Origin of the sequence: Halopseudomonas oceani, from assembly GCF_963677335.1 — a bacterium.
GTDB lineage: Bacteria > Pseudomonadota > Gammaproteobacteria > Pseudomonadales > Pseudomonadaceae > Halopseudomonas > Halopseudomonas oceani.
The window spans coordinates 1,555,513-1,580,413 of sequence record NZ_OY781932.1 but is presented as its reverse complement, the minus strand read 5'-3'; the positions used below and the strand labels follow the sequence as shown (position 1 = coordinate 1,580,413).

Here is a 24,901-nt window from a genome sequence, read left to right as displayed (position 1 = left end):
CAATGCGCATACTCAGTTCGCCATCCACCGCCGTCAGGAGCCGTTGTGGATCTGCCGTTGATCTACCACCCGGACTACAGCTTCCCCTTCCCCGCACCCCATCGCTTCCCGATGGACAAGTTCGTGCGCCTGCACGACCACCTACGCGCCAGCGCCCTGCTGCACGACAGCAATCTGCACAGCCCGGAACGCTGCAGCCGCGAGTTGCTGGCACTGGCCCACGACCCAGACTACGTCGCCCGTTTCCACGACAACGCACTGGACGCGACTGCTCTGCGCCGCATGGGCCTGCCCTGGAGCGAGGCGCTGGTTACACGCACCACCCGTGCGGTAGGCGGCTCGCTGCTGACCGCCGAGCTGGCGCTGCGTCATGGCCTGGCCTGCCATCTGGCGGGCGGCACCCACCACGCCCACCGGGATTTCGCCTCCGGCTTCTGCATCTTTAACGATCTGGCGATCATCAGCCTGTCGCTGCTGGCCAGCGGACGCGTCGAGCGAGTAATGATCATCGACTGCGACGTACACCAGGGCGACGGTACCGCGCGAATTCTGGAGGACGTAGACGCGGCAATCACCGTATCACTGCACTGCGAGAACAACTTTCCGGCGCGCAAGGCAGCCAGCGACTGGGATATTCCCCTGCCGCGGGGACTGGATGATCAGGGCTACCTGCATACCCTGCAGCAGACACTGGATTACCTGTTACCACTGTACCAGCCGGACCTGGTGCTCTATGACGCTGGCGTCGACGTCCACTGGCAGGACGCGCTAGGTCACCTGCAGCTGACCGACCAAGGCATTGCTGACCGCGACAGGCTGGTAATCGATAGCTGTCTGGGCGGGGACATCCCCGTCTGCGCCGTCATCGGCGGCGGGTACGACCGCGACCGCAATGCCCTGGCCCGCCGGCACGGCATCCTGCACCACAGCGCCGCGCAGATTTGGCAGCAGCGCGGATTGGGCTAAACTGCGCGCCCCGCTTTCAGGATCGCACCATGACTGACACCGCCAACATCAATACCCGCTCCATTGCCATTATCGGTGGCGGCCCGGCCGGTTTGATGGCAGCCGAGGTCTTGTCAGCGGCAGGTCTGCTGGTCGACCTGTACGACGCCATGCCCTCGGTCGGGCGCAAGTTCCTGCTGGCCGGTGTTGGCGGCATGAATATCACCCATTCGGAGGCGGCAGCCCCCTTTCTGTCGCGCTACCGCGAAGCCTCGCCCTGGGTTGGCGAGTGGCTGGCTGAGTTCGATGCGCAGGCGCTGCGCGACTGGATTCACAGCCTGGGCATCGACACCTTCGTTGGCACCTCCGGGCGCGTTTTCCCAACTGACATGAAAGCCGCACCCTTGCTGCGCGCCTGGCTCAAACGCCTGCGCGAACAGGGCGTCCGTTTGCACACCCGGCACCGCTGGCTAGGCTGGGATGACAACGCAGCGCTGCGCTTCAACACCCCGGACGGTGAAATCAAAGCAAGGGCAGCGGCAACACTACTGGCGCTGGGCGGCGGCAGCTGGGCGCGCCTCGGTTCCGACGGCAGCTGGGCACCCCTGCTCAGTGCGCGCGGCGTTGACGTACGTTCACTGCGCCCCAGCAACTGCGGCTTTATCAGCGCATGGAGCCCATTTCTCAGCGAACGCTTCGCCGGTCAACCACTCAAGCAGATAGTCGCCAGCATCCGCAGCCCTGCGGGGGAAACCATCAGCCGCCGCGGCGAAGCCATCCTCACCCACGACGGACTGGAAGGCAGCCTGATCTACGCCCTGTCCGCCGTCCTGCGAGAGCAGCTGGAGGCACGCAACAAAGCTGAACTGACACTGGATCTGGCGCCGGATCATACCCAGGCACAACTGCAGCAAGCACTCAGCCAGCCGCGCAACGGCCAGAGCCTGAGCAATCTGCTGCGCAAGAAAGCCGGCCTGGACGGAGTAAAGGTCGCGCTCCTGCACGAGTGTCTGGACAAAGAGGTGATTGCCAATCCCGCCCTGCTCGCCGCCGGCATCAAGGCACTACCCGTCATCCTGACCCAAACCCGTCCGCTGGACGAAGCGATCAGCAGCGCTGGTGGTGTCTGCCGCAGCGCGCTGGATAGCCATCTGATGCTGAAGGCGCTGCCCGGTACGTTCTGCGCTGGCGAGATGCTCGACTGGGAGGCACCCACCGGCGGCTACCTGCTGACCGCCTGTTTTGCCAGCGGCCGACGCGCCGCAGAAGGCGTGCTCGCCTGGCTCGCAACACCCTGAAACAGAACACTGTGCGTCTATCCCTAGGGCTGATAGCATGACGCACATCACATCGAAAGGACTCGCCCCCGTGCTTCGAACACTCTCAATCTCCATCGCGATCACCGGCACCCTGCTGCTCTCCGCTTGTGCCACTGAATCGTCCCGTACCGTTGACGTACCTCGCGTCACCAGCTACGGCTCCAACTATCAGGGTGTGCGCACACCGATTGCCGTTGGCCAGTTCGACAACCGTTCCAGCTACCAGCGCGGTCTATTCTCTGACGGAGTGGATCGACTCGGTAATCAGGCCAAAACTACGTTGGTTACCCACCTGCAGCAGACCAATCGCTTCAATGTGCTGGAGCGGACCAACATGGCTCAGCTGGCAACGGAAGCGGGCTACAGCGGCGCGAGCCAGAACATCAAGGGCGCAAGCTACGTCATTACCGGCGACGTCACCGAGTTTGGCCGCAAGGTAACCGGCGATCAGCAGCTGTTCGGCATTCTCGGTCGCGGCAAATCCCAGGTCGCTTATGCCAAGGTCGCCCTCAATGTTGTCAACGTCAGCACCTCGGAAGTGGTGTATTCCACTCAGGGCGCTGGTGAATACAGTCTGTCAAACCGGGAAGTCGTCGGTTTCGGCGGCACCGCAGGCTACGACGCAACACTGAACGGCAAGGTATTGGACCTGGCGATTCGGGAAGCCGTAAACAATCTGGTGCAAGGCATCGAATCGGGCGCCTGGAACCCGGCCAGCAACTAGGCATAACAAGGACGTCACATGAAGTCGTTTCTGCTCAAGGGTGGCTGCCTCGCAGCCGCCGCAGTGCTGGGTGCCTGCGCACCGGTCAATCCACCGCTCTACTATTGGGGCGATTATCAGAACACCCTGTACCTTCACCACCAGGACGGCGTGACCGACTACTCCGCTCAGGTCTCAAGCATCGAGTCCATCCTGTCTCAGGCCGAAGCTCAGGGTAAGAGCGTACCGCCCGGCCTGCATGCGCACCTGGGCATGCTGTACTTCAATACCGGCCGCGAAATCGAAGCACGTGAGCAGTTTGCGATGGAAAGGAATCTGTTTCCCGAGTCCGCTCATTTTGTCGAGCAAATTCTGCATGAGCAGCCGGAGACAGCACAATGAACAAAAGAACGATACTCGCACTGCTAACCCTGGCTGCGATGCTGACCGGCTGTGCGGTGCAGCCCTACGACTACACCGCCTTCCGTGAGAGCAAGCCCCGCTCAATTCTGGTTTTACCACCAGTGAACGAATCACTGGACGTAAGCGCCAGCTACAGTTTTCTGACCCAGGTAAGCTATCCACTGGCCGAATCAGGCTACTACGTATTTCCCGTCGCGGTGGTCGAAGAAACCTTCCGCGAAAATGGGATGACCGATCCCCAGGAAATTCACTCGCTACCACTGGACAAGCTGAACGATGTATTTGGTGCCGACTCGATTCTATATATCAACATTACCCAATACGGCACCAGCTATCAGCTAATCGCCAGTGATACTCGGGTGACAGCGGAGGCATCGCTGGTGGACAGCCGTACCGGGCAGTTGCTTTGGAAAGGGGCCGCTACCGCATCCTCAACCGAGCAAAGCAACAATAGCGGCGGCGATCTGGTAAGCATGTTGGTCGTGGCACTGGTGGACCAGGTCATCAACACCAGCGTCGACAGAAGCTACCAGATCTCCGGCCTGACCAGTTTCCGCCTGCTGTCCAGCAACGTTCAGAACGGCATACTTCCTGGGCCACGTGCACGCGACCAGCAACGGCAATAGCAGATAAGCGTCAGCATCAAACGGCGCTGGCGCTCACTGCTCGCTCGCGGGCGCCGGCTTAACCCCCGACAACCGCGGCACCATCCAGCGTTCGAATAGCCGCGGAAAAAAGCGCGCAACCAGCCTCGCCTGCCAGTCCACATTGGACAAAATGAGCTGCCGCTTGCGCCGACAGGCACCCTGGTAAATCGCCTCAGCCACATCCGCCGGCGCCGCCACCTTGAACGGCATGGCTGTATTGGCCTGGGCGACCGAGCCGTCGCCGACCAGTGCATTCTTGCGAATATCCGTGGCGGTAAACCCGGGGGAAACCAGCATGACGTTGACGCCCTGCTCGCGCACTTCCATACGCAGGGTTTCAAACAGGCCGTGCAGCGCGTGCTTGCTGGCGTTATAAGCGCTGCGGTGGAGCAGCGGGGCGAAACTCGACAGCGAGCTGAGCACAATCACCTGACCGCGGCGCTCAAGCAGGCTGGGCAACGCATGACGGGTACAGTTGACAGCGCCGAAGTAGTTTACAGCCATGATCCGCTGGAACACCGACAAGTCGGTATCGGCAAAGGCACTGCGATGGGTGATACCCGCGTTATTGATCAGCAGGTCGATGCCCCCAAAACGCTCCACCACCTGCGCCATCGCCTCCGCACAGGCCTGGTCATCGGACACATCGCATTTGAGCGCCAGCACATCGGCATTGAGTTTATCGTGCAGTTGCTGGCGGAAGGCTGCCAGCGATTCGTCCTGCACATCGAGGATGGCCAGATGAGCTCCGGCCTGCGCGAAGCGCAGGGCCAGTGCCCGACCGATTCCGGCGCAGCCGCCAGTAATCACAACAACCTTCTGCTGAAACGCCCCTCTGCCCATGTCGCCTCCTGCTGTCGCGGTTGTCTTTCAGCGTAAAGCCGAAGCGCGGCAGCAGCAAGCAACGGGACCCGACAATGAGCAAATCAGGGTGCCAGTCGCTCCCGTACCCAGTTGCCCTCAACCAGACGGTAGCAGAGCCGGTCATGCAGGCGGCTGGGGCGCCCCTGCCAGAACTCGATCAGAGTGGGCAGCAAACGATAACCGCCCCAGTGCGGCGGCCGCGGCGCTGCGGCATCGGCGTATTGCTGCTGCACCGCATCTAGGCGCTGCTCCAACACCTCACGACTGGCGATAACCTGACTCTGTGGTGATGCCCAGGCACCCAGCCGACTGCCTTCCGGGCGGCTGTGGAAGTAAGCGTCAGACTCCTCGGCGCTGGTCTGCTCGACCTGACCTTCGATGCGCACCTGACGTTCCAGATCGTGCCACCAGAAGGTCATCGCCGCCGCCGGCTGATCAGCCAGCTGCTGTCCCTTGGCACTCTGGTAGTTGGTAAAGAAGACAAAGCCGCGCTCGTCAAAGCCCTTGAGCAAGAGGGTGCGAAGATGCGGCTGGCCTTCACCGTCGACCGTGGCCAGCATCATGGCATTGGCTTCGGTGCTCTCAATTTCGACGGCCTGGCCGAACCACTGCCCAAACAGAGCAAAGGGATCAGCGGGCGCCTGAGCTTCTGTCAGGCCATCGCGGGTATAGTCACGACGCAGATCGGCAATACTGGGTTTCATCAGATCAGTTTCCGGCAACAGTGAATGGAGACGATGGGAACGTATCCTATGCTAGCAGGCAAACTGCGCCGCACATTGATGCAGCGCAGGCTTTGCGCAGACGTCAGTCGATCGACTGCAGACAGCGGTACACCGCCTGGCTGAGCGACACCGCACGGGGGTCCATCAGCACGTAGGGCCCCATGGTATTGGTGACGTAGCCAAAGCCGACTTTCGCGTCCGGGTCACAGAAGCCCAGAGAACCGCCTGCACCGGGGTGACCGAACGCGTTCTTGCCCATACCGAAGCTGCCGCCGGGGCCGTCATGCTCCAGCATCACACCGAGACCAAAGCGGGTCTGACACAGCAGGGTACGATCGTCACCGGCGCTGTGCTCCTGCTGCATCTGCTTGACCAGCTCGGCATCCAGCAAGCTGACACCATCGAGCTGACCATCATTGGCCAGCAGTTGCCAGAAGCGCGCCAGTGAACGCGCATTGCCGGTGCCGTTGGCCGACAGAATATCGGCCTGCTGCCACTCGCGGCGGTTGGTGCTGGTCATCATGCTCGACGGGTTACCGAAGGCCTTGGCGGTCATGCTGTCGCCCTGCCCCATGGCCGCGAACAGGCGGCGAGCGCCGTCGTCCCCCATCTGGTTGCGAAGGCGGGAGACAGAGGCGATGCGTTCCAGATCCTGATCCGGCACGCCAATGAAGAAATCCATACCCAGCGGCTCGCAGATACTGTCGGCAATCGCCTGGCCGGGCCGCTTCCCAGTCAGGCGGCGCAGCGGCTCACCCAGCAACCAGGCGTAAGTAACCGGCGCGTAACCGTGATGCTCGCCCGGCGTCCACCAGGGCTGCTGCGCCGCCAGCGCGGCGCTCATGGCGTCCCACTCGAACAGCGCCTCCGGCGGCAGGGTTTCGCTGACGGCCGACAGGCCGGAGCGATGACTGAGGATCTGCCGCAGGGTGACTGACGCTTTGCCGGCCTGGGCAAACTCGGGCCAAACCACCGCCAGCGGCGCGTCCAGTTCCAGCTTCCCGGCCGCCACCTGTTGCAGCAACGCGACCGCACCGAGCGGCTTGGTGCAGGAGAATACGTTGACCAGAGTGTCCTGCTCCCAGACCGCCTGATTGTCCTTGTCACGTACGCCCTGCCAAAGGTCCAGCACGGTCTCGCCACCAACGGTGACACAAAGCGCCGCGCCGCGGGCCTGCTCATCCTGCTGCTGTTCAGCGAACAGCTCGCGTACCGACTCGAAACGGGGATCAAAGTAACCCTGGATAGTACTCATCATGCGGTCCTTGTTGTCTTGTTTTCTGCCATTAAACCGAAGCCGCCGACGCGTGGCAGCCATCATCAGTTCGCCTGTCGACAGCCCACCGCTCAGGCTGATGACTCAATCGATCTCGCGGCGGAACGGTGGCAACGCATTGAGAATCGCCTTGCCATAGCGCTGGGTAACCAGCCGGCGGTCCAGCACGGTGACGGTGCCACTGTCACTCTCGGTGCGCAGCAAGCGGCCGCAGGCCTGAATCAGCCGCAGACTGGCGTCCGGCACGGCGATCTCCATAAACGGGTTACCGCCATTCTTCTCGATCCACTCGGCCAGCGCCGCTTCAACCGGGTCATCCGGTACGGCAAAGGGGATCTTGGCGATCACCACGTGCTCGCAGTACTTGCCGGGCAGGTCGACCCCTTCGGCGAAGCTAGCCAAGCCGAAGATCACACTCTGCTTGTTATCATCCACCTGCTTGCGGTGCTGACGAATCAGCTCCTGCTTGGACAAATCCCCCTGCACCAACACCCGCTGACGAAACTCTGCGGGCACCCCGGCAAACACCTCCAGCATCTGCTTGCGCGAGGAGAACAGCACCAGGCTGCCGCGCTCATCCGCCAGAATCTCCGGCAGGTGTTCAATGATCGCCGCCGTGTGGGCGACGCTGTCGCGCGGGTCGGCGCCGTAATTCGGCACACGCAACAGGCCTGCTTCGCCATGTTTGAACGGGCTGGGTGCCAGCGCACAGACCGCGCTGCGCGGCAAACCAGCGCGGTGGCTGAAGCGGTCGAACTTGCCCAGCGCGGTCAGCGTTGCCGAGGTGGCCAGAGCTGCGAAGGCTGGATTCCAGAGGTACTGACGCAGGGTGTCGGCGGCCAGAATGGGGCTTACGTGGACTTCGATGTCGCCGCCTTCGGTCAGGGTCAACCAGCGCGCGGTCGGCGGTTTGCCCTCCGGGTCCTGCAGGCAGAACTGGGTCCACAGCGTCCAATTGGCCTCGGCTCGCGCCTGCAGCGCGCCAAACAGCGGATACCACTCCTCAGCCTGGGATTCGGAGACGCCAATGGTGGTTTCCCCATCCATCGCCTCCTTGAGCATATCGACGATCCGCTGCAACTGGTCACTCAGCCTGCCAAAACCCGATTTCAGCTCCATGCCCATGTCGCACAGCTCGGCGGGAACCTCACCATTCTCGAAACGGTACTGCGGACGAATGTTGCCGCCTCGATCCTCGGCGCTGGCAAAGTCGGCGACATCGCCCAGCGCCTGCTGCATGAACTGCTGATGCGGCTTCAGATCGCGGGCGGTGGTCGGCACCTGCTCCAGCACGCGGCCGAGATCACCGGGCAGCGGATGCTGGGCCAGCAACTTGCTAAGATTCTTGTCGATCTGGTCCAGCCACTCGGCGGTCGCGTGCAAGCGAGTATGGTGGGCGAAATGCCCGATGGCCTTGTCCGGCAGGTGATGCGCCTCGTCAAAGACGTACAGACAATCACGCGGGTCGGGCAGAATCGCGCCGCCACCCAGCGCCAGATCCGCCAGCACCAGGTCGTGATTGGTGACGATGACGTCGACCTTCTGCACGCCCTCACGGGCCTTGTAGAACACGCACTGCTGAAAGTGGCCGCAGCGGCGGTTGCTGCATTGGATATGGTCAGTGGTCAGCCGCGACCAGTCCTGATCCTCCAGCGCCTCTGGCCAGGAGTCACGCTCGCCGTCCCATTTGTTGCCACCAAGCGCTTCGACCATGCGGGTGTAGAGTTTGAGCCCGGCCTCGTCCACGTCGATACGAAAGCCATCATCGGCAAAGATCTGCTGCTGATCGGCCATGGACTGGTTTTCGCGCAGCAGGTTATCGAGCTTGGCCAGGCAGACGTAGCGACCGCGACCTTTGGCCAGCGAGAAGCCGAACTTGAGACCGGAGTTGCGCAGAATATCCGGCAGATCCTTGAGCACGATCTGCTCCTGCAGGGCAATCGTTGCAGTAGAAATGACCAGTGGCTTGCCCAAATGACGGGCAATCGGGATGGCCGCCAGGCAGTAGGCTACGGTCTTACCGGTGCCGGTGCCGGCTTCAATCACCGCCACCGCCGGATCACCAGCGCGATGTCCCTCCTCGTCCAGCGCAACGTTGCCGAAGACCTTGGCGACCTCGGCAATCATCACCCGCTGGCCGTAGCGCGGCTTCAGCGACTTGTTTTCCAGAAAGGTACGGTAGGCCGTCTGGATCTGGCCTTTGAGTTCGTCGTTCAGCATGCGGGCTCCGGATCAGCCGGCGATGATACCATTCAACGCCCCTCAGCTGGACCGTCGGTGCTTGCATCAACACCAGTCAGCCCCTACCCTGCTGCGCTGAATCCGTTCACAGTCGAGTCTCCCGATGAGCGCCACGCCGACATCCTCCCTGCTGGGCATCCTCCAGCACTATCGACCCGCCAGCCTGCTCTGCGTCAGCCGCAGCGCCATTCCGGCGGTTGAAGCCTGGCGCCAGCAACACCCGGACTGTCAGGTCAGCAGCACAGATGACGTCCCACTGAGCGACGACCTGCGCAATCAACGCTACGACCTGGCCATTGTCGCCGATCAGCTCGAGCACCTCGACAAACGCACCGCCACCGAACTGCTAGCCGGCCTGCGCAACCTCTCTGCCAGCCGGATTGCGGTGCTGGTCGACATAGAGCGCACCGACGACTGGCAGGAGAATGACTTCTACGCCCTCGCCCTGCAACGCCACGCACGCTTCAGCCAGGATGGCCAGAGTCTGACGCTTTACGCCTACGATCTGGCCGAATACAAGAGCGTCCCGGACTGGCTGAACTCCAAGTACTGGGCCAACCCGGAGATGTTCGACAAATATTGGTGGTAACGCGATGACTCCAACCATCACCGCCGCTGCGCCCTGCCCCTGCGACAGCGGTCGGCAATATGGCGAATGCTGTCAGCCCCTACATCAAGGCAACGCGGCCCCCAGCGCCGAGCGCCTAATGCGCTCGCGCTACTGCGCCTATACCCTCGGTCTAATCGATTACCTGGTCGCTACCACCGTTCCCGCCCAACAGGATTACCTGGACGTTGACGCCATGCGCCAATGGAGCCAACACAGCCGCTGGCTGGGGCTGACGGTGGAGAGCGCAAACGAGCTGCCGGGAGCGACCAGCGCCCAGGTAACGTTTATTGCCCGCTGGCAAGACCCGGACGGCAGCGCCCAGACCCACCGAGAGTGCTCGGACTTTCGCCTGATCCAGGGCCGCTGGTACTTCCTCGACCCCAACCACCCGATCAAGGCGGGACGTAACGAGCCCTGCCCGTGCGGGTCCGGACGCAAGTTCAAGCAGTGCTGCGCGCGGTAAGCCCCACAGCCCGCCGAAGCGTCCACTCCCAAAGCACTTCAGGCGTCGGAACCTGGCTCCTTACAGATAGCGCACAGTGGCTTTCCAAGCATTAGCGCCTGACGCTGCGCCGGCACCAGCAGGCTTCCCGCTTGACTCTGATCGGCGGCCGTTAAGTCGCCGGGCAAGCGCGGAGAAGCGCCCGTCCCCACCCCCGGCTTGCCGCCTGAGTTGATCCGCACCGCCGGGCCGCTAATGGTGACTCCGCTGGGGTCGAGTTTGATAAAGCTGCCACCAGCCTTGATGGTCAGCTCCATACCCGCTTCGATGACGACCTTGCGGCCACTGGCCAGATGAATCTCCTGGCCGACGTCGGCCAGCAGGGATTGACCGATACGGCAGTGTTGATTGCCGGCGATGCTGAGATGATCACTGGATTTGAGTTCCGTCAGACGGTCGCCGTGGACGGTGCGATGCAGTTCGGCGAGGTGGTCGCTGTAATGATTGGCCGTGGTGTGCTCGTGCCGCTCATTGCCTACATGCAGCCGCTGGTCATGTTCAATGCGCTGATCCCAGTCACGCTGTGCGTGGATGTAGACCTGTTCGGCCCCCTTGCGATCTTCAATGCGCAGCTCGTTGTAGCCCTCACCACCCGGTGAGCTGAGCGTTTTGAAAGAGCTGCGCGTCTTGTGCGCTGGCAGCTCGATCGGAGGTACGTGTTCGGCGTGATACAGGCAGCCGGTAATCAGCGGCTGATCCGGATCGCCTTCCAGAAAGCTGACCAGCACCTCCATTCCGATGCGCGGAATGGCGATGGCGCCGTAACGGTCCCCTGCCCAGCCGGACGCCACACGCAGCCAGCAGCTGGTGTGCTCGTCGGCCTGCGCTTCGCGGTCCCAGTGGAACTGTACCTTGACCCGGCCATGCTGATCGCAGTGAATCTCTTCACCAGCGGGGCCGGTCACCACCGCGCTCTGGCTGCCGGCAATGCGCGGCTTAAGATGCTCCAGTGGCGGCCGCCAGATCGCCTGCCACGGGGTGGCCACAAACCGATTGCGATAGCCTTGAACGAACCCGTCGGCAACGCTTGTGTCGCTGCTGATCGACTCTTCCAACGCCTGCGGCTGCTTGCCATGGTGATGCACTTCCGTGAGTAACCAGAGATCGTTCCAGTCGTCGCGTAGATGCCCCGTCAGCGGCAGAAAGTGTCCACTGCGCAGGTCCAACCGATCACTGTCGCCGCGCGCCTCGAGCTGATGGCTACGATGACGCTCCAGTTGAATCTGGCTAAGTTGCCTGCCGCGGCCGCGATCACTGAAGCGACCGGGATAGTCGTAATCCTCTAGCGCAGGCTGGGCTTGCGCACTCTCCAGTTGAGCCCCTGCTTCCAGCAGCAGATGCGGTGTTTCAAAGTTGTAGTCCCGACGGCTGACCCGGTCAGGCCGGGTGGCAGCGGTCACACTGAAGCGCTTTACCACCGGCTGGTCAGCGACCATGCCGGAGCCCTGACTGAAACCGATCGGCGCCAGTTGCGGGAAACTGGTCTGGTCGTCGCCAAACACCAGTACATGACCCTGACGGCTGTGCTCAAAGTGAAAATGCAGTCCCTCCTCTTCACACAAACGCTGGATAAAGTGCAGGTCGTTTTCATCATACTGGGTGCAATAGCGGCGCTCGCCGTGGTCGGCGTTCAGCTTGAAGCGCCAGGCATCACTGTGAATGGCATGCTCCTGCAGCACACAAGTGATGATCTGCTCTACCGACTGGTGTTGAAAGATGCGCTGGTTGGTGCGGTATTCAAGGTAACCGAGCTGGGGCCCCAGCCGGAGCTGGTAACGGGTCAGGCGACGGCCAGACTCGCCCTGGGTGAACTGGTTGATAAAACCGTGAAAACCACCGTCGGAGCCGGTTTCCAGCCAAGCCGGCAGATGCAACAAGCTAGCGGGATCGAAATCGGGCCGCTCGCTTACCAGCGTCAGTTCGATGCTGTAGGGCTGGTTAAGCCGCTCCACACCGGTGAATTCAAGCACGTTGAAATCATGCTCAACGCCGTCGATGTGCAACGCAAAATGGGCTTCATTTGCTGGTGAGAACATCCTTGTTCCTTGCTATGCGATCCGAGCCACGCCGGCCGACATCACGGCCAACGCTGGAGCAAAGCTTAAGGACAGAAGCGGTTGATGGCAGGAGAAAAAGCGACAGAAGTCGAAGGAGTCCGCATTTTGCGGCAAAAACAGCAACTCGGTTACGCTGTCACCGGGGCAGTGCAGGACTGACCCGGTGGCACACCCTCAGTCGTCGACCAGCTTCAGGTGGTCGATATTAGGCACAGGTGCGGCCTGATCCCGCGAAATCTCGCCCATATCACTCCCCACCGGCGCCAGGCTCAGCGCCGAAAGGTCAATCGGCAACGGCGTATGAGGGTCATACTCGTCCTGAAGATCGGCGCCCAGCGGGGCAATACCAAAATCAGGCGCTTCAACCTCGCTGAAGGCAGCCATGTACTCGTCTCGTGGCACAACACGCGACGATGATCCTGCCTCCGGCTCAGCGCTGGGCGTTACCGTAGGAGCCGGTTCAACTTGGGCTACTTGGTCAGTGCCCGGCGCTGCTGCGGGTGCAGACTGGCTCTCCGCGGTGGGCGCTGCCGGGTCGTCCATCGGGACGATGCTGCATTGAGCGCCAGCACGCTCAAGGGCAATGCGGTACTTCTCGGCGCCGACCTGATCCAGCCCCTGCTTGATCACAACTCGGCGACCGGAGAACAGCGTATCCAGCTGGGCTCCCGAGACCTGAAACAGCTTGCCGACGTTGGCCCGAACCTGCTCCGGCGCAGCGCCTTTCTGTACCTGACCTTGAAAAACCACCTCGAAACGGGTCATCTTGTCACTCCCTGTACGTAAATCAGGGGTAAAGTATGGTCCAGGCTGCGTAACAACTCCATACACAAAGCAGCCTGCATGGGGAGAGGGGACGCGATGAAAGCGCGGATGCTGGGGGTAATAACGCTGTTTTGCTGCGTACTGCTACACGGCTGCGCTGTTTTCAGCCCTTCCTACACCAAGCCCGACGTCAGCCTGGCAAATGTCGAGATGCTCAAGTCGAATCTCTGGGAGCAATCCTTTCGGCTCAAGCTGCGGGTCGACAACCCCAACGACCGGGTATTGCCGATTCGCGGCATGCACTACCAGGTCTACCTCAACGACATGAAGCTGGCTACCGGCGTCAGCGATAATCGTTTTGATGTGCCAGCCTACGGCTCGTCCTACTTTGAACTGGATGTACGCTCCAACCTGTGGCGCCATCTCGCCGACCTGATCAAGCTGGTAGATAAACAGCAGCCGGTCGATTACCGTATCGACGGCAACATCCGTACAGGCATGTGGCTGGCGCCCAGCATCAATCTGCACGAGGAAGGGACGCTGGATCCCTCACAACTGAGTTTCTGAACCCCATGCAAAACCATTACTGGCTGATTGCCGCAGGCACCCTGATCATTCTGGCGCTGGCCGCGTATGCCTTGACCCTTTGGCGCAGGGTCTGGCAGCAGGACGAAGCCCGCGCCAAGGCACTGGAAGCCCGTGACGACCGCCTCAGCGGAGATATTCGCATCATTGCCCAGAGCCTGCTGGACGGCCAGGTGCCGACCATCGAAGGTGCCATTCGCATCAAGGTGCTGCTGGATAACTACCAGGGCGAGCGCCGCGAAGGGCTGGACGTCACCGTCTTCGAACGTATCTACGACCAGACTGCACACATCCCTACCCATCAGGCGTGGAAGGACTTGAGTCGGGCTGAGCGCAAATTGCATCTGCGTCTGATGGAGACCCTGGAACGGGATCATCGCACTGAGGTTGAAGCTGCAGCTCAGGCTTTGGCCCAAGGGCTGAACTGAGCAGGCTTAAGCTGCCAGAGAGGGGCTGATGGGCGGTCGCGTGCATGGCGCGACCGCCCTCATGCATCAGACTACGGAGTTGCCGCCGTCGACGGCCATGGCCTGACCCGTTACGTGACGAGACATTTCAGTCGCAAAGAACACCGCAGCGCCCTTGATGTCCTCATCACCACCGATACGGCCCAGCGGCGTGCCTTCCTTGATCATCTCGCTGACCTTGTCCAGACCTTTTGCCAGCTTGGTTGGGAAGTAGCCCGGGCAGATCGCGTTGACGTTGATGTTGTAACGTCCCCACTCGCCAGCCAGTGCGCGAGTCAGGTTGATCGCAGCTGCCTTGGAGGTGTTGTAGGCAGACGTGAATACGCCGGAGTTGGCACGATTGCCCTTGAAGCCGGCGATGGAGGCGATGTTGATGATCTTGCCGGACTTGCGCGGGATCATGAAACGGCGCGCCACTTCCTGTGCAACCAGGAAGCAGACGTCCACGTTCAGGGTCATGACTTTCTGCCAGCCTTCGTAGCTGTGCTCTTCTGCCGGCTGACCCCAGGTGGTGCCCGCATTGTTGACCAGCACGTCAACGGTGCCGAAGGCTGCTTCACAGGCGTCGACCAGCGTTTTTACCGGGTTGCTGTCCAGCTTGCCCAGATCACAGGCGATACCGGCGGCTTCTACGCCCTGGCTCTTCAGTTCAGCGACGACCGCTTCGATCTCGGCAGCATTACGGGCGCTGATGAACACCTTGGCACCCAGTTCGCCGAAGGCTTCTGCCATTTGCAGACCCAGACCTTTGGTACCGCCGGTGATCAGGGCGACCTTGCCGCTCAGATCGAACATTTGCTTGACGCTCATGTGAACTCCTCGTTGTGAATACGTAAAAGACCGCGCCATGATAATCACTGACCCGTCCCGGACCGACCATCAGTGATGCGGGTGATATGCCGCTACACTCCGGTGTTATCATGCGCGCCCCACCGACCAGCGAGCCCCTACCATGGCAGAACACGACTTTCGCCGCACGGCACTGAGCCCGTCACACACCCTGATCGAATGTCGCACCCTGGGTGCCGGGCTGTTTCAGGTCACCGGTCAGGGCGGCGGCGTGCAGCCCGGCGACCAGCTGATCTGTACGATCAAGGGTAGTCGCGATCTACCCATGCGCCTGGTGGTCGATAAGATTCGCTACCTGATCAACCCGCCGGGCCAGTGGACTGCTTCAGCCCGCGGACCAGACCTGCGCGGTCAGAGCGTGCTGGGCTGGTCGATTACCTGTGACGAGTGTAGCCGCGAGCAGCCATTCGAGTTTCTTGTCGCCGACCGGGATGACCTGAACGCCCGCACCGCCAAGGCGGTCACACGTATCAGTGAGCTGGGCTGGCAGCCACGCGGCGACAACCACTTGTGCCCCAAGTGCGCCAGAGCGGCGGGATAGGGTCTGTTGCCGTTTCGTTCACCCGCCTGCCGGAGGCCATTTTTCGGCCACGCAAGGCGGAGGGAGTGCAGTGTGGTTAGTCCACATGAGCGACCGACAACGCAGCATGGCCGAAAAATGGCCCCGGCCCTACGGGTTGCGCCTGTAAAGCCGCCACTCGGCGTCGCTCGTCGCTTACGTGGAATGACCACGCTACGCTTCTCGCTCCTTGATTGGCGGCTTTACAGGCTGCAACAGGCCGGTGAACGAAACGGCAACAGACCCTAGAACAGCCTGAGCTGCTCGCCCAGTTGGCTGTGACTGCTGTCCAGCCGCACGCCCACGCCAATCAGTCGCACCGCACAATTGCCACGGGCAAACGCCTGAGCGCACAGCTCGGCGTAGCCAGCCGGGGTAATTGGCGCACCGGCCTGCTCCAGCGTGGTCTGGGTGAAGTCGTGAAACTTGAGTTTGATAAACGGCTTGCTGACCCGGTAACTGCCTTCCAACCTGCCAATACGCTCGGCCAGCTTGTCCAGTAGCGGCGGCAACGCCGCTAGGCAGGCGTCCAGATCGGGCAGATCATGCTCGTAGGTGTTCTCGACGCTGACCGACTGACGGCGGCTTTCGACCACCACCGGACGCTCGTCGATTCCCCGCGCCAACTCCCACAAGCGCTCACCGAAACTGCCGAACTCCCGAGCCAGATCCTGCTTGCGCCACGGCAACAGCTCGCTGCACACATCAACGCCCAGACGCTGCAGCCGCTCTGCTGTCTTGCGCCCAACACCATGCAGCCGCGACACCGGCAGGTCACGCAAAAAATCTTCCACCTGATCGGGCAGAATCACCTTCAGGCCATCCGGCTTGTTCCAGTCACTGGCAATCTTGGCGAGAAACTTGTTCGGCGCAACCCCGGCCGACACCGTGATGCCCTGGGTATCGCGCACCCGCTGGCGAATCTCCTTGGCCATCAGCGTTGCGCTACCGCGGCAGGCTGGACTGTCGGTGACATCCAGATAGGCCTCATCGAGCGACAGCGGCTGAATCAGCGGTGTGTAATCGGCGAAGATGGCCTGAATGGCCTGGGAGACCTCACGGTAGACGGACATCCGGCCCGGCACGATCAACAACTCCGGACACAGCTTCTTGGCGTAGGCCGAGGCCATCGCCGACCGCACCCCGTAGGCACGCGCCTCGTAGTTGCAGGTGGCGATGACGCCGCGCTTGCCCGGATCGCCGCCGACCGCCAGCGGCCGGCCGCGCAGGCGCGGGTCGTCGCGCATTTCTATCGCGGCGTAGAAGCAATCACAGTCGATATGGAGAATCTTGCGCACGGACCACCGACACAGCGGGTAGACAGGCAGGCAGTGTAACCGATCAGGCGGTCATTACCCGATTGCGCCCGGCACCTTTGCCTTCATACAACGCCTGATCCGCCCGGCGTATGATTACCTCAAGGTCGAAATCATCCGGCTGAACGGTGGTCACACCGAACGTGGCGCTGACCGGCAGCAGCTCCCCTTGCACCGGCACCGGCGTCTCCGCCAGCGCCTCGCGCAGCCGGTTAAGCACCGCGACAGCCTGCTCCAGGCCCGTATCGGGCAGGATCAAAATAAACTCCTCACCGCCAAAACGACCCACCACATCAGAGTGACGCAAAGCGCATGAGAGGTGCTGGGCGACATGCTTGAGTACCGTATCGCCGACATCATGCCCATACTGATCGTTGATCCGCTTGAAGTGGTCCAGGTCCATCACGCAGAGAGAGATTTCCTGCTGCAGTCGGCTGCAGCGTTCCCGTTCGCGCTGGAATAGCATTTCGTACTGACGCCGATTAAACAGACCGGTCAGCGGGTCGGTGGTGGCCTGCCGCTTCAGTTCTGCTTCCAGCGCCTCGCGCCGTTTGATTTCGTCCTGCAGATCCCGGTTGCTGCTGATCACCTGCATCAACAGGGCATACTGCTGCCGCTGGGCGAGCTGCCAGCGCAAGGCCGTAAAAAAGCCCACGGCGGTCGGCAGCGCCAGAATGAACCCCAGACCAATCACCTTGTCGGCGCCCATACCGCGTGCGGCAACACAGGCCATCATACCGATGCTGAGGAAGGCGGCCGCCAGCAGCGACAGATACACACGGTTGGGGATGAACATGAACAGCGCCAGCAATGAAATCGCAACTACCGCGATCACCCAGCTGACCATATCGTGACGCAGGAAGTAGAGCATGAAGAACAGCACACTGCCGAACACCTCGGCGGCGGTGACGGCATAGCCATCGCTGACCAGCGATGGCTTGCTGCGCAATTGCCAGTAAAGCAACAGCAGCACCGCCGCGGTTGCCAGGCGCCAGCCGAACAGCAGGAAGAAGTCGTACCCACCGCCTAGCGCGGAGTAATCCATCAGGCCGAACAGCAACAAAAGGGACGCCCAGACCAGCAGCGCCCGGCGCAGCGAACGTGCAGCATCAGCTTCGCTATGGCGACGAAATGCCTGCTCGATGGAGGGATGAACAAACTCGCCGCGCCAGCCGCTGAGCCTGTAATCGGTCGTAGCTGTATGCACCCGTGAGATCCTTTTTATTATTGTGCACGCCGCCTACCGGGAGCGGACGGCTCATCTCAAGAAGTGATGTCATTATGACGCCATTATTTTATCTGTCACCTCCTGTGACCCAACTCCACATCCTTGTTTGAACTCAGTCCTGCAAGGACCGCAGCGGTTGCAGCGTGAACGGATCGACCACACCCACCCCAACCAGCATGCCAACCAGCGCAGGCAGGCTATCGGCCTGCATCCGCTTCATCACCCGCGAGCGGTACAGATCAATTGTCTTAACACTGACGCCCAACTGCTCGGCAATCTCCCGATTACTGTAGCCCTGAACCAACGGTAGCACGATATCCTGCTCACGCGGCGTCAGCCGCTCCAGCCGCTGCTGGACCTCCTGCCCCTGCGGTGCAACCTGCGCGGGACGCTGACTCAGCGCACGTTGCACGCTGTCCAGCAGCAACTGCTCGTTATAGGGTTTTTCGATGAAGTCGACGGCTCCGCCACGGAACGCACGCACCACGATGGGCACGTCAGCATGGGCGCTGACAAAAATCACCGGCAGACCAATATCACGCTCGCGCATGGCATCCTGCACGGCCAGCCCACCCATTCCGGGCATGCGCACATCAAGCAGAACGCAGGCCGCAGCGGTGGGGTCGCAGGCATCAAGAAAAGCCTGACCGTTAGTAAATGGCAGCGCCTTAAGGCCCATCGATTCGAACAGCCAGACGGTCGAGTCCAGCATGCCCTGATCGTCGTCTACCACATAAACCAGTTGTTGTAGGTGTTCCGGCATTGCAGCCCCTAGTTGGAAACGGCCGGCAGCAGGCAACGCAGGCACAGGCCACCGGTATCAGCGGGCAGCGCATTGAGGCTGCCGCCAAAGCCCTCTACGATACCCTGACTCATCGACAGCCCCAAGCCCAGACCATCGGCCTTGCTGGTGTAGAAAGGTACAAACAGCTGCTCACGCGCCTCGGCACTCACCCCCGCACCCTGATCAATCACGTCAATACAGACCATCTCGTCAACCAGCTGGATATGCAGCTGCACCTGTGAGCTCTGCTCGGGATGCTGTTCACGGTTGGCGTCGATTGCGTTACGCAGCAGGTTCAACAGCACCTGCTGCAGCAAAATCGGGTCAACCTGCAGCTTGGGCAAGCCGGCCTCGGCCTGCTGAATGATCTGCACCTGATGTTGCGACGCCTCCCAGGCGCACAGCCCAACCGCCTCATGCGCCAGAATGGCGGCATCCACTTGCTGCAGCCGCCGCGTACCCTTGCGTAAAAAACCACGCAAACGGCGAATCACCGAGGCGGCGTGCTCAGCCTGCTCACTGATTCGCGCCAGTCCGTGTCCGACCCGCTCGGCCTCAGGCTCGGTACTCCCCATCTGCGCCAGATAGCGCTGGCTGGCTCCGGCATAGTTAAGGATTGCGGCGAGCGGCTGATTCAATTCATGGGCAATACCGGATGCCAGCTCCCCCAGAGTTGCCAGCCGTGCTGCGTGGGCCAGTTCGTCCTGCAACCGGCGGTTGTGCTCCTCGCTTTGCAGCCGCTCGGTGATATCACGGGAAACGCTGATCACTTCCACAACCTCCCCGGTGTAGGTCTCGCGGATCGCCCGGCTGGCAGTCTCAAACCAGCGGTACTCGCCGCTGGCGTGGCGAATGCGGTAGCTGTAGGTCAGGTAGCCGTCCTGCTCCAGCGAACTGCGAAATCGGGTCAGCAAGGCATCACGTTCCTGCGGATGAAACAGGCTATCGAGGCGCTCGCCGCGCAATTGCTCGGGCCACACGCCCAACAGGTTCCAGGACGCAGGAGACGCATCAATAAAGCGACCATCGGGGCGGTGGCGCGAAATCAGGTCGGTAGTGTTCTCGATGATCAGGTGATACAGCCGGCGGGCAACCGTCGCCTCCTGCTGATGCTGCAGCCAACGGGTAGCATCACGACCGCGCACCCAGACCTGCGCTGTCTCCACCAGCGGGATATAGCTCCAGAGCAGATGGCGACTGCCACAGCGGGTATGCACGTCTTCAATCGCCCGCTGCTGCTGAGCGGCAGCGGCCACCAGCTCGGCATGATTATGCGGCAGCCAGGCGGCTAGGTCGGCGTTGTCAGTCTGCAATTGCTGTAAGGCGGTGTTGCGAAACATCGGCTCGCCAGTTGCGCTGACCAGCATCATTGGCAGCGGGTCAGACTGCAGCAGGCCGTGCAATGTCGGCAGTGAATCGCTCATGGCTCACCATATAGTAAAAACACCATAATACCTTGGTGCATATTCCATAATTATGAAAAAAATTATATAAATCACCCTCGCGAGAATACGCCGGTCTCACCCGTACCGGCCAGATGAATATTCCAGGGCGTTTGCTTTGCCAGCGGCGCCATCGATAACTACAAGAAGGTTTTCGTCATGACGATCTATCAGGAAGGTCTGGCTCCCGCTGCCGTCAACCATATGGCCCTCTCCCCGCTGTCGTTCATTGAGCGCACCGCTGCGGTCTATCCGAACTACCCCGCCGTTATCCACGGCAGCCAGCGCCGCAACTGGCAGGAGACCTACCAGCGCTGCCGCCGCCTGGCTTCTGCGCTATACGGTCGGGGTATTCGTCAGGGCGATACCGTTGCCGCCATGTTGCCGAATATTCCCGCCATGCTGGAATGCCACTTTGGTGTACCCATGATCGGCGCCGTGCTCAACACCCTGAACGTGCGTCTGGACGCCGAAGCCATCGCCTTTATGCTCGACCACGGTGAAGCCCGCGTGCTGATCACCGACCGTGAGTTTCACGAGGTCATCCGTCAGGCGCTGGAATTGATCAAACGCCCTATTCTGGTCATCGATGTCGACGATCCCGAGTACGGCGAAGGCGAAGCCCTGAGCGATCTGGACTACGAAGCCTTCCTCGCCGAAGGTGACCCCGAATTCGACTGGCACTGGCCCGAAGACGAGTGGCAGGCCATTACCCTGAATTACACCTCCGGCACCACCGGCAACCCTAAGGGCGTGGTCTACCACCACCGTGGCGCTTACCTGAACGCCATTGGCAATCAGATGACCTGGGGTATCGGCATGCATCCGGTCTACCTGTGGACCCTGCCGATGTTCCACTGCAATGGCTGGTGCTACCCCTGGACCATTACGGCGATGGCCGGCGTACACGTCTTTCTGCGCCGGGTCGACCCGCAGAAGATCCTGCACCTGATCCACGAACACCGCGTCACCCACCTGTGCGGCGCCCCCATTGTGCTGAACGCCCTGGCCAGCATGCCGGATTCGGCCAAGGCCGCTATCGATCACCCGGTCAAGGCCATGGTCGCCGGTGCAGCGCCGCCGGCCAAGGTCATCGGCGCGGTCGAAAACATGGGCATCCAGATCACCCACACCTACGGCCTAACAGAGGTCTATGGCCCGGTGACGGTCTGTGCCTGGCACAGCGAGTGGGACGACCTGACGCTGGAAGAGCGTGCCGAGCTGAAGTCCCACCAGGGCGTGCGCTACACCACGCTCGAAGGCGTCATGGTAGCCAACCCAGATACCCTCAAGCCGGTCCCCAAGGACGGCAAAACCATCGGCGAGATTTTCATGCGCGGCAACACCGTCATGAAGGGCTACCTGAAGAATCCGGAAGCGACTGCCGAGGCCTTTGCCGGTGGCTGGTTCCACACCGGCGACCTCGCCGTCTGCCACCCCAATGGCTACGTGCAAATCAAGGACCGCCTGAAAGACATCATCATCTCCGGTGGCGAGAACATCTCTACCATCGAAGTCGAAGATACGCTCTACAAGCACCCGGCGGTCATGGAAGCGGCAGTCGTCGCCCGCCCGGATGAGAAGTGGGGTGAGACGCCCTGCGCCTTCATCACCCGGCGCCGCGAGCACGATGTCAGCCATGAAGACATCATTGCTTTCTGCCGCCAGCACCTTGCCGGATTCAAGGTTCCCAAGACGGTGATTTTCACCGAGCTGCCGAAAACCTCGACTGGCAAGATCCAGAAGTTCGTGTTGCGTGACTGGGCCAAGGCGCTCTGATCTCCAACACAAACCAGGGACAGCCGATTGATCACCACCACCACCACCGTGCCTCACCGGCGCGGTGGTGGTTGGTGAGCGCACGGTAACGCCCACCCATAAAAAAGCCGTTTCACAAAAACAACAAGCAGCCCGGTTTTACCCGGCTGGCGGAGCTACTCATGCAAATCTTCAAGCGCGCCGATGGCGCGGAACAACCTTTCTGGGCCTGCGGCCCGTTCAAGATTCGACTGCCGTTCGTGCACTACCGGTGGGAAACTGCCGAGATGCTGCAGGCGCTGATCATGTTTGTGGTCAGCCTCGGCATGATCCCGCTGCTGGAAAAATACCTCGGTCTGCCCTACGACGTGGCCCTGGCCTACGTGGTGGTCTGTGGCGTCGGTTTCATGCTGCCCGCCCTGCTCGGCGTGCCCATGGTGCCGGGCTGGATTACCCCGGCCATCCCGGTCGTACTGCTGTTTCTCGGCGACTTCGAGCCGGGCCCGCAGGCCATTCAGGCGCTGTTTGCCCTGCAGCTGCTGGTCTGCCTGATCTTCTTCGTACTCGGCATTACCCGTCTGGGCAGCGCCATGGTGCGCATCGTGCCCAACTCGATGAAAGGCGGCATCATCATCGGCGCCGGCATCGCAGCACTCATGGGTGAAATCTCAGCAGGCGGTCGCCTGGCCAACACCCCGATCTCGCTGACCCTGGGCACCCTGATCTGCCTGTATCTGATGTTCTCCGCGTCGTTCAAGGGTCTGACCGACCGCCTGCCGCTGATGCGCAAGATCGTTAACTACGGCATGGTGCCGGGCATGCTGATTGCCATCGTAGTCGGCATTGGCGTCGGCGAATACAAAATGCCGGACGTACGCTGGGGCATCACCGCACCGGCCTTCGGTGAGATGTGGAACTACCTGCCGTTTACGGTCGGCATTCCCGAGGCCAAGGTCTTCATGCTCGCTGTGCCCACCGCCGTGATTGCCTACATCATTGCCTTCGGCGACATCATCGTCGGCCAGTCGCTGATGCAACGCGCCGATGAGCTGCGCCCGGACGAGGTCATCGAAAACAACATTGACCGAGTACATCTGGTCACCGCTATCCGCAACGCCCTGCATGCTCTCTTTGCGCCCTACCCCGGTCTGGCTGGCCCGATCTGGACGGCAGTAGCCGCCACCATGGCCGAGCGCTACAAGTATGGCCGCAAGGCAATGGACTCGATCTACAGCGGCGCCGGCACCTTCTGGATCACCGGTTTCATCGCTCTGTTCATGCTGCCACTGGTGAGTTTCTTCCAGCCGGTGCTGCCGATTGCGCTGTCGCTGACGCTGGTACTAACCGGCTACATCTGCCTGATGGTGGGTTTCGAGCAACTGAGCAACAACGCCGAGCGCGGCGTCGCCGGCACCATGGGCGTGGTACTGGCCGTCTACGGCGCAGGCTGGGGCCTGGCCACCGGCGCGGTGTTATATCTGCTGATTGAGCGCACCAGCCTGCTGAGCTTTCGCAGCGCCCACCCGGATCAGAAAACTGATATTGAAACCGCTGAATAATCGATAAAAACAAGAGACTGCAATGAAAAAGATCCCTGTCTTCCTGCTGACTGCCCTTTCTGCCGCACTTGCGACTCCGGTCAACGCTGCCTTTGTCGACGATGCCCAGACACGAATCGAGCTGCGCAACTTCTACTTCAACCGCGACTTCCGCCAAAGCAATGCGGCCCAGAGCAAGGCCGATGAATGGGCCCAGGGCGTGCGCGCCTACTGGCAGTCCGGCTACACCGAAGGCCGTCTGGGCTTTGGTCTGGACGCCATCGGCCTGCTGGGCGTCAAACTGGATTCCAGCCCCGACCGCACCGGCACCGGCATTCTCAAGCGCGACACCAGCGAAAACCGCGCGATGGAGGAATACAGCGAGCTGGGCCTGACCGTCAAACTCAAGTTTGATCAGCACCTGCTGCGTGTTGGCACCCTGATCCCATCGCTGCCGGTCGCCATGCACAACGACAGCCGCCTGCTGCCACAAAGTTTCCGCGGCGGCTGGTTGCAAGCGCAGGGCAGCGACAGTCTGCAGCTGGAACTGGGCCGCTTCGACGCCATCAACCTGCGTGACTCCTCCGACTACCAGCGCATGCGCCCGGTACAGGGCGGTGCGCGCAACGTAGTCGTGAGCGGCAAACCCGACAGCGACGCCTTCGACTTTGCCGGTGCCACCTGGGATATAAGCGACGCAACCAAACTCAGCTACCACTACGGCGAGCTGCAGTCGATCTACCGTCAGCACTATCTGGTGCTCAACCACAGCCAGCCGCTGGGCAACGGCACACTGGCGCTGAACCTGCGTCATGCTGACAGCAGCGACGCCGGCCGCAGTAACATCGACAACCGCATGAGTAGCGCCACCCTATCGTGGCAGGCGGGCATGCATAAATTCACCGGCAGCTATCAGCAAATGGAAGGCGACACCGGCTTTGCCTACCTGAACGGCACCGACCCCTTTCTCACCCATCTGGTACAAATTAACGACTTCGCCAACCGGGATGAGCGCAGCTGGCAACTGCGGCACGACTACAGCTTCGCCGACCTGGGCCTGCCCGGGCTGAAAGTGATGAATCGCTATACCCACGGTAGCAATATCGAAGTCGCGAATAATCGCGGCCGCGAGTGGGAACGCAACAGCGATGTGATGTATACCGTGCAGAGCGGTCCACTACAAAACCTCTCGCTACACTGGCGCAACGCGACCTATCGCAGCACCTTCGGCAGCGACATTGACGAGAACCGCGTGATCATCGGCTACACCTTCAGCCTTTGATTGTTTTCAAAAAAGG

Annotated in this window: 24 protein-coding genes; 13 read left to right on the top strand and 11 right to left on the bottom strand. The window is 61.4% G+C overall.

Annotated elements, in window-relative coordinates; genetic code table 11:
• The first annotated feature begins 45 nt into the window (after positions 1 to 45).
• Genes ACKPCU_RS07465 through ACKPCU_RS07445 form a run of 5 tightly spaced genes read left to right on the top strand, consistent with a single transcriptional unit; the run spans position 46 to position 4,016 of the window.
• The gene (locus tag ACKPCU_RS07465; protein WP_321351073.1) at positions 46 to 966 is read left to right on the top strand and encodes a histone deacetylase family protein; all 921 of its coding nucleotides are present in this window, start codon (positions 46 to 48) and stop codon (positions 964 to 966) included.
• Between the two features lie 29 nt (positions 967 to 995).
• The gene (locus ACKPCU_RS07460) at positions 996 to 2,243 is read left to right on the top strand and encodes a TIGR03862 family flavoprotein (RefSeq protein WP_321351071.1); all 1,248 of its coding nucleotides are present in this window, start codon (positions 996 to 998) and stop codon (positions 2,241 to 2,243) included.
• Positions 2,244 to 2,280: 37 nt separating this feature from the next.
• On the top strand, positions 2,281 to 2,988 hold the full coding sequence (locus tag ACKPCU_RS07455; protein WP_321351069.1) for a CsgG/HfaB family protein: 708 nt from the start codon (positions 2,281 to 2,283) through the stop codon (positions 2,986 to 2,988).
• 18 nt (positions 2,989 to 3,006) lie between these two features.
• Positions 3,007 to 3,369 carry a DUF4810 domain-containing protein gene (locus ACKPCU_RS07450; protein WP_321351067.1) on the top strand — a complete coding sequence of 121 codons (363 nt, stop codon included), beginning with the start codon at positions 3,007 to 3,009 and terminating at the stop codon, positions 3,367 to 3,369.
• Positions 3,366 to 4,016 carry a DUF799 domain-containing protein gene (locus ACKPCU_RS07445; protein WP_321351065.1) on the top strand — a complete coding sequence of 217 codons (651 nt, stop codon included), beginning with the start codon at positions 3,366 to 3,368 and terminating at the stop codon, positions 4,014 to 4,016. The genes ACKPCU_RS07450 and ACKPCU_RS07445 overlap by 4 nt, the downstream gene beginning before the upstream one ends.
• Positions 4,017 to 4,049: 33 nt before the next feature.
• On the opposite strand, the gene ACKPCU_RS07440 is transcribed toward ACKPCU_RS07445, so the two are convergent.
• The 4 genes from ACKPCU_RS07440 to dinG form a co-directional block, all read right to left on the bottom strand.
• Entirely contained in the window at positions 4,050 to 4,880 is an 831-nt protein-coding gene (locus ACKPCU_RS07440) for an SDR family oxidoreductase (protein WP_104737008.1), read from the bottom strand.
• A gap of 83 nt (positions 4,881 to 4,963) precedes the next feature.
• Positions 4,964 to 5,605: a pyridoxamine 5'-phosphate oxidase gene (gene pdxH / locus ACKPCU_RS07435; protein ID WP_321351062.1), complete on the bottom strand. Its 642-nt coding sequence runs from the start codon at positions 5,603 to 5,605 to the stop codon at positions 4,964 to 4,966.
• Positions 5,606 to 5,708: 103 nt separating this feature from the next.
• Positions 5,709 to 6,881: a serine hydrolase domain-containing protein gene (locus ACKPCU_RS07430; protein ID WP_321351059.1), complete on the bottom strand. Its 1,173-nt coding sequence runs from the start codon at positions 6,879 to 6,881 to the stop codon at positions 5,709 to 5,711.
• Between the two features lie 105 nt (positions 6,882 to 6,986).
• Positions 6,987 to 9,122 carry an ATP-dependent DNA helicase DinG gene (gene dinG, locus ACKPCU_RS07425; protein ID WP_104737005.1) on the bottom strand — a complete coding sequence of 712 codons (2,136 nt, stop codon included), beginning with the start codon at positions 9,120 to 9,122 and terminating at the stop codon, positions 6,987 to 6,989.
• 124 nt (positions 9,123 to 9,246) lie between these two features.
• Here dinG and ACKPCU_RS07420 point away from each other — a divergent pair, with 124 nt between their 5' ends.
• Both ACKPCU_RS07420 and ACKPCU_RS07415 read left to right on the top strand, forming a co-directional pair.
• Positions 9,247 to 9,732: a DUF6231 family protein gene (locus tag ACKPCU_RS07420; protein ID WP_104737004.1), complete on the top strand. Its 486-nt coding sequence runs from the start codon at positions 9,247 to 9,249 to the stop codon at positions 9,730 to 9,732.
• A gap of 4 nt (positions 9,733 to 9,736) precedes the next feature.
• A complete protein-coding gene (locus ACKPCU_RS07415) occupies positions 9,737 to 10,216 on the top strand; it encodes a YchJ family protein (RefSeq protein ID WP_321351056.1) in 480 nt (159 codons plus the stop codon).
• Positions 10,217 to 10,254: 38 nt separating this feature from the next.
• On the opposite strand, the gene ACKPCU_RS07410 is transcribed toward ACKPCU_RS07415, so the two are convergent.
• Entirely contained in the window at positions 10,255 to 12,291 is a 2,037-nt protein-coding gene (locus tag ACKPCU_RS07410; RefSeq protein ID WP_321351054.1) for a type VI secretion system Vgr family protein, read from the bottom strand.
• 195 nt (positions 12,292 to 12,486) lie between these two features.
• Positions 12,487 to 13,077, bottom strand: coding sequence for a hypothetical protein (locus ACKPCU_RS07405; RefSeq protein WP_321351051.1), 591 nt, complete (start codon positions 13,075 to 13,077; stop codon positions 12,487 to 12,489).
• A gap of 96 nt (positions 13,078 to 13,173) precedes the next feature.
• Here ACKPCU_RS07405 and ACKPCU_RS07400 point away from each other — a divergent pair, with 96 nt between their 5' ends.
• Together ACKPCU_RS07400 and ACKPCU_RS07395 are read left to right on the top strand one after the other, a co-directional pair.
• On the top strand, positions 13,174 to 13,644 hold the full coding sequence (locus tag ACKPCU_RS07400) for an LEA/WHy family protein (protein ID WP_170062986.1): 471 nt from the start codon (positions 13,174 to 13,176) through the stop codon (positions 13,642 to 13,644).
• A 5-nt stretch (positions 13,645 to 13,649) separates the two neighbouring features.
• Complete coding sequence (locus ACKPCU_RS07395; RefSeq protein ID WP_321351049.1) at positions 13,650 to 14,090, top strand: DUF2489 domain-containing protein; 441 nt, start codon at positions 13,650 to 13,652, stop codon at positions 14,088 to 14,090.
• A gap of 66 nt (positions 14,091 to 14,156) precedes the next feature.
• Here ACKPCU_RS07395 and ACKPCU_RS07390 read toward each other — a convergent pair whose 3' ends face one another.
• Complete coding sequence (locus ACKPCU_RS07390) at positions 14,157 to 14,939, bottom strand: SDR family oxidoreductase (RefSeq protein ID WP_096002939.1); 783 nt, start codon at positions 14,937 to 14,939, stop codon at positions 14,157 to 14,159.
• Between the two features lie 142 nt (positions 14,940 to 15,081).
• Here ACKPCU_RS07390 and ACKPCU_RS07385 point away from each other — a divergent pair, with 142 nt between their 5' ends.
• The gene (locus ACKPCU_RS07385; RefSeq protein WP_321351046.1) at positions 15,082 to 15,519 is read left to right on the top strand and encodes a hypothetical protein; all 438 of its coding nucleotides are present in this window, start codon (positions 15,082 to 15,084) and stop codon (positions 15,517 to 15,519) included.
• A 263-nt stretch (positions 15,520 to 15,782) separates the two neighbouring features.
• On the opposite strand, the gene dinB is transcribed toward ACKPCU_RS07385, so the two are convergent.
• From dinB to ACKPCU_RS07365, 4 genes are all read right to left on the bottom strand, one after another.
• Positions 15,783 to 16,784, bottom strand: coding sequence for a DNA polymerase IV (gene dinB / locus ACKPCU_RS07380; protein ID WP_229744366.1), 1,002 nt, complete (start codon positions 16,782 to 16,784; stop codon positions 15,783 to 15,785).
• Positions 16,785 to 16,878: 94 nt separating this feature from the next.
• Positions 16,879 to 18,060, bottom strand: a complete 1,182-nt coding sequence (locus tag ACKPCU_RS07375) for a GGDEF domain-containing protein (RefSeq protein WP_321351044.1) — start codon at positions 18,058 to 18,060, stop codon at positions 16,879 to 16,881.
• Between the two features lie 133 nt (positions 18,061 to 18,193).
• Complete coding sequence (locus ACKPCU_RS07370) at positions 18,194 to 18,844, bottom strand: response regulator transcription factor (RefSeq protein ID WP_104736995.1); 651 nt, start codon at positions 18,842 to 18,844, stop codon at positions 18,194 to 18,196.
• Positions 18,845 to 18,852: 8 nt separating this feature from the next.
• On the bottom strand, positions 18,853 to 20,289 hold the full coding sequence (locus tag ACKPCU_RS07365; protein WP_104736994.1) for a sensor histidine kinase: 1,437 nt from the start codon (positions 20,287 to 20,289) through the stop codon (positions 18,853 to 18,855).
• Between the two features lie 177 nt (positions 20,290 to 20,466).
• Here ACKPCU_RS07365 and ACKPCU_RS07360 point away from each other — a divergent pair, with 177 nt between their 5' ends.
• The 3 genes from ACKPCU_RS07360 (at position 20,467) to ACKPCU_RS07350 (ending at position 24,885) form a co-directional block, all read left to right on the top strand.
• Complete coding sequence (locus ACKPCU_RS07360; RefSeq protein WP_321351039.1) at positions 20,467 to 22,086, top strand: acyl-CoA synthetase; 1,620 nt, start codon at positions 20,467 to 20,469, stop codon at positions 22,084 to 22,086.
• A 161-nt stretch (positions 22,087 to 22,247) separates the two neighbouring features.
• Positions 22,248 to 23,624, top strand: a complete 1,377-nt coding sequence (locus ACKPCU_RS07355) for a solute carrier family 23 protein (RefSeq protein WP_104736992.1) — start codon at positions 22,248 to 22,250, stop codon at positions 23,622 to 23,624.
• Positions 23,625 to 23,646: 22 nt separating this feature from the next.
• A complete protein-coding gene (locus tag ACKPCU_RS07350) occupies positions 23,647 to 24,885 on the top strand; it encodes an OprD family porin (protein WP_321351037.1) in 1,239 nt (412 codons plus the stop codon).
• Positions 24,886 to 24,901 lie beyond the last annotated feature (16 nt).

Excerpts from the sequence above, each read along its gene's own strand:
- ACKPCU_RS07405 (WP_321351051.1), bottom strand. The coding sequence starts at position 13,077 with ATGACCCGTTTCGAGGTGGTTTTTCAAGGTCAGGTACAGAAAGGCGCT.
- ACKPCU_RS07385 (WP_321351046.1), top strand. The coding sequence starts at position 15,082 with ATGGCAGAACACGACTTTCGCCGCACGGCACTGAGCCCGTCACACACC.
- dinG (WP_104737005.1), bottom strand. The coding sequence starts at position 9,122 with ATGCTGAACGACGAACTCAAAGGCCAGATCCAGACGGCCTACCGTACC.
- ACKPCU_RS07360 (WP_321351039.1), top strand. The coding sequence starts at position 20,467 with ATGACGATCTATCAGGAAGGTCTGGCTCCCGCTGCCGTCAACCATATG.
- ACKPCU_RS07420 (WP_104737004.1), top strand. The coding sequence starts at position 9,247 with ATGAGCGCCACGCCGACATCCTCCCTGCTGGGCATCCTCCAGCACTAT.
- ACKPCU_RS07460 (WP_321351071.1), top strand. The coding sequence starts at position 996 with ATGACTGACACCGCCAACATCAATACCCGCTCCATTGCCATTATCGGT.
- ACKPCU_RS07430 (WP_321351059.1), bottom strand. The coding sequence starts at position 6,881 with ATGAGTACTATCCAGGGTTACTTTGATCCCCGTTTCGAGTCGGTACGC.
- pdxH (WP_321351062.1), bottom strand. The coding sequence starts at position 5,605 with ATGAAACCCAGTATTGCCGATCTGCGTCGTGACTATACCCGCGATGGC.
- ACKPCU_RS07395 (WP_321351049.1), top strand. The coding sequence starts at position 13,650 with ATGCAAAACCATTACTGGCTGATTGCCGCAGGCACCCTGATCATTCTG.
- ACKPCU_RS07455 (WP_321351069.1), top strand. The coding sequence starts at position 2,281 with ATGACGCACATCACATCGAAAGGACTCGCCCCCGTGCTTCGAACACTC.
- ACKPCU_RS07415 (WP_321351056.1), top strand. The coding sequence starts at position 9,737 with ATGACTCCAACCATCACCGCCGCTGCGCCCTGCCCCTGCGACAGCGGT.
- ACKPCU_RS07390 (WP_096002939.1), bottom strand. The coding sequence starts at position 14,939 with ATGAGCGTCAAGCAAATGTTCGATCTGAGCGGCAAGGTCGCCCTGATC.
- ACKPCU_RS07370 (WP_104736995.1), bottom strand. The coding sequence starts at position 18,844 with ATGCCGGAACACCTACAACAACTGGTTTATGTGGTAGACGACGATCAG.
- ACKPCU_RS07440 (WP_104737008.1), bottom strand. The coding sequence starts at position 4,880 with ATGGGCAGAGGGGCGTTTCAGCAGAAGGTTGTTGTGATTACTGGCGGC.
- ACKPCU_RS07410 (WP_321351054.1), bottom strand. The coding sequence starts at position 12,291 with ATGTTCTCACCAGCAAATGAAGCCCATTTTGCGTTGCACATCGACGGC.
- ACKPCU_RS07445 (WP_321351065.1), top strand. The coding sequence starts at position 3,366 with ATGAACAAAAGAACGATACTCGCACTGCTAACCCTGGCTGCGATGCTG.
- dinB (WP_229744366.1), bottom strand. The coding sequence starts at position 16,784 with ATGCGCGACGACCCGCGCCTGCGCGGCCGGCCGCTGGCGGTCGGCGGC.
- ACKPCU_RS07400 (WP_170062986.1), top strand. The coding sequence starts at position 13,174 with ATGAAAGCGCGGATGCTGGGGGTAATAACGCTGTTTTGCTGCGTACTG.
- ACKPCU_RS07450 (WP_321351067.1), top strand. The coding sequence starts at position 3,007 with ATGAAGTCGTTTCTGCTCAAGGGTGGCTGCCTCGCAGCCGCCGCAGTG.
- ACKPCU_RS07365 (WP_104736994.1), bottom strand. The coding sequence starts at position 20,289 with ATGAGCGATTCACTGCCGACATTGCACGGCCTGCTGCAGTCTGACCCG.
- ACKPCU_RS07355 (WP_104736992.1), top strand. The coding sequence starts at position 22,248 with ATGCAAATCTTCAAGCGCGCCGATGGCGCGGAACAACCTTTCTGGGCC.
- ACKPCU_RS07350 (WP_321351037.1), top strand. The coding sequence starts at position 23,647 with ATGAAAAAGATCCCTGTCTTCCTGCTGACTGCCCTTTCTGCCGCACTT.